Below are 3366 nucleotides of genomic sequence, written 5' to 3'. Positions count from 1 at the left end.
GCCCTTCGCCGACGTGCCGCTGTTTGCGGGGCCGCGCGGCGAGACCACCGCGCACTTCACCTTCGCCGCCAAGCCATTCCAGGCGCAGGGGGTCACCAATGGCAGCCTGTCGCTCGGGGTCGATCCGGTCGGCGAATTCTCGCTGTACCTGCAGCGCCGGCCGGCCGGGACCTTCGACGACCCGGCCTCCTTCGCGCAGGGCGAATGCATCGCCACCTTCCGCCGCACCAGCTTGGTGGTCGGCACGACGGTCATCGGTCCCGACGGCAGCAAGACCGTGCCGCTGGTCGGCACCAATGTGTTCTCGGCCCAGCTGGTCGCCAGCACAGCGTTCGAGTTCGGCGGCGGCCGCCACGACCTCGCCCACCACATCGGCCGCGGTGTCACCCAGTTCGGCACCGCCGCCGGCGAGCCGATCCTGTCGCCGCCGGCCGGCTATGTGCTGGCGCTGCCGTTCACGGGCTCGGCCGTCGCGCTGGGCCGTTAGGCGATCGAGGCCCGACGGATCGATCCGCCCGCCGGCTGACCCAATCGGGTGATCCCGCGACACCAGGTATTCCGGTATGCTGGCGGCGATTTGAGATACGCCTTTTGCCGATACTCCGCGATTCAACGCGGCGATTGGAAAGACGAACGGCGCCCCGTCCCCCTGCAGAGTCAGCGGGATCATGCGCGGCCGGGAGAGTCTGCGGCCGGAACCGTGCCGTTCAACACAGACTCGAGGGGGGAAACATCCATGTCCGGCTATTGGGGTCTGAACGTCGAGATCGATCGATTTTCCGGCGTCTTCACCGCCCATATCGATTATTACGTCGACCCGTACACCGACCCGGAAACGTCGGAATATTTCAGCGACACCTCCTGGGGGATAACCTATTCCCGGGCCGGTGGCGGGCCCACGATCGGGATTTTCGGCGGGTACGGTTCTGAGAGCGGCACGGCCGACGCCGATCTCGGGCTGGAGACCGGCCCGGGCCTGAAGGCCTATGTCCTGCACTTCGAAGCCAGCAACACCTTCAGCGCGCAGGGGATCTCGGCCGACTGGAACGTGTTCAGCACCGCCTACGACACCACGCCGCAATCGATCGCCGGCACCGCGGTGAACGACATCATCATCGGCGGCGATGGCAGCGACGTGCTGCGCGGCTTCGACGGCGTGGACGTGGTCGATGCCGGCGGCGGCAACGACATCGTCGATGGCGGCAGCGGCAACGACCGGCTGGATGGCGGCGCCGGCAACGATATCCTGATCGGCGGCGCCGGCGACGACCTGGTGACCGTCGACTCCGCGGACGACATCGTGGTCGAGCGGGCCGGCGAGGGCTACGATCAGGTGCTCGCCCTCGCAAGCATCGCCTTGGCCGCCAATGTCGAGGAGCTGATCCTCGGCGGTCTCACCAGCCTCAGCGGCACCGGCAACGCCGCCAACAACCGGATCTTCGGCAATGAGGGTGCCAACGCGCTGACCGGCCTCGGCGGCAACGACATCCTGATCGGAGGCAATGGCGACGACGTGCTGCGGGGCGGCGCCGGGGCCGACCAGCTCAGCGGCGGGTTCGAGGGAACCGCCCTGGGCGATACGGCGACCTACACCGACAGCACCGTCGGTGTCGTCGCCAACCTGACCACCGGGCTCGGGTCCGGCGGCGATGCCCAGGGCGACCACTACATCGATATCGAGAACCTGCACGGCAGCCAGAGCGCCGACACCCTGACCGGCAGCACCGTCGCCAACCGGCTGAACGGCTGGGCTGGCAAGGACGTCCTGGTCGGCCTGGGCGGAGCCGACCGCTTCGTCCTGTCCGACGCCAGCCACTCGGCCGCCACCACGGCCGGCCGCGACGTGATCGCCGACTTCCATCACGCCGAGGGCGACCGGATCGACCTGTCGGCGATGGACGCCAACACCGGCGTCGCCGGCAACCAGGCCTTCAGCTTCATCGGCACCGCCGCCTTCTCCGCCGCCGGGCAGGTCCGGTTCTTCGTCTCCGGCAGCGCGGTGATCGTGGAAGGCAGCACCGACGCGGATTCCACGCCGGAGTTCCAGATCGTGGTCAACGCCACGAGCAGCCTGGTGGCCGGCGACTTCATCCTCTGACCCCGGGGCCGGGCGCCGAGACCCATCGGCCGGATGGCGGTGTCGGCAGCGACACCGCCATCTTTTTTGGAGTGCCCCGCGGCCCAGGCGCCGCCTTGCCGATCCGGCCAAATGCGCGGATCGAAGGCCGATCGCAACCGCCCTGGCGCCCCGGCAGGGGTTGCCGCCGGCCGGCGATGGCTGCAAATTAAGCCATATTTTCCCAGGTTTCATGTCGGCCCCAAGGTGCCGACGCATTCATCGATTCAGAAGGAAGCGGTCCCATGACGACGTTCAACCTCTCGTCTTTGACCAGCCTGACGAGCAGCAAGAACACGGATCTCTATGCCGGCTCGATCTCCAGCGACGGCTGCCTGGTCGGGGTGCATGGGCCGGGAAATCCGAGTTATGGAACTGGAGTCGCAATCGTCGACGCACACGGGACCACAATCCTCGATCTCCCCGTCACATCACCAGAATCGGATACAACCGTCACCCCTAACGATCTGTCATTCTCTGACGATGGCCGCTATGTCATCTACAGCGTCAACGGGCGATGGGATGACGGGAATGGCGATCTGAGTGATACCAACGGTCTCTATCTCTTGGATCGCGTCGTCGGAACGACCCAGAGAATAGCTGCGACAAGCGGGTTTTATGACGACCAGGGCATATTTAATTACGCCGACTCTGTGCAAGGCAAAGTATCGCACGACGGGAACTACCTCTTGCTCTCTGGCCCCGTACACTTCTTCGGTGGTGTGGGGGATGGGATTGGGCTGTACCTGGAGGATATGAGGCTCGGGACGACCACCCTGATCGCCCCCAACACAAATGTGTACTCGGATGACGCCTCGCTCTCGGCCAACGGCCGGTTCGTCACGTTCCTCGGCTACGGTCCGAATTCAAACTTCTCGCTCTTGCTGCACGATCTGGTGTTGAACACCACAACGGACATCGCGGTCGCAGCCGATGGCGGGGCGGCCAACAGCCCCTTCACCAGAAACGCCGAGATCTCCGGGGATGGCCGCTATGTGGCCTTCGAGAGCGATGCGAGCAACCTGGTGGCCGGCGACACCAACGGCGTGCTGGACATCTTCCTGCGCGACACCGTGCTGGGCACCACGATCCGGATCTCGGTGGCATCAGGCGGCGGCCAGTCCGACGGCCTGTCCTCCGACGTCTCGATCTCGGGCGACGGCCGCTTCATGGTGTTCACCAGCAGCGCGGACAATCTGGTCGACGGCGACACCAACGGCAAATCGGATGTCTTCCTCTACGATGCCCTG

General features: G+C 65.8%; 3 protein-coding genes. All 3 read left to right on the top strand.

The window, feature by feature from the left end; genetic code table 11:
• Positions 1-487, top strand: a 487-nt coding sequence (locus tag AC3XYG_RS28380) for a hypothetical protein (RefSeq protein WP_489143234.1), incomplete at its 5' end; no start/stop codon positions are given.
• Positions 488-736: 249 nt separating this feature from the next.
• Entirely contained in the window at positions 737-2098 is a 1362-nt protein-coding gene (locus tag AC3XYG_RS28375) for a calcium-binding protein (RefSeq protein ID WP_489143233.1), read from the top strand.
• Between the two features lie 263 nt (positions 2099-2361).
• Positions 2362-3366: TolB-like translocation protein (locus AC3XYG_RS28370; RefSeq protein WP_489143232.1), on the top strand; the 1005-nt coding region annotated here is incomplete at its 3' end.

This window comes from Inquilinus sp. (assembly GCF_057815775.1).
The sequence above is the reverse complement of the archived record's forward strand: the minus strand, read 5'-3'. Positions and strand labels throughout refer to the sequence as shown.

Coding starts and splice junctions, on each gene's coding strand:
- AC3XYG_RS28375 (WP_489143233.1), top strand. CDS start 737: ATGTCCGGCTATTGGGGTCTGAACGTCGAGATCGATCGATTTTCCGGC.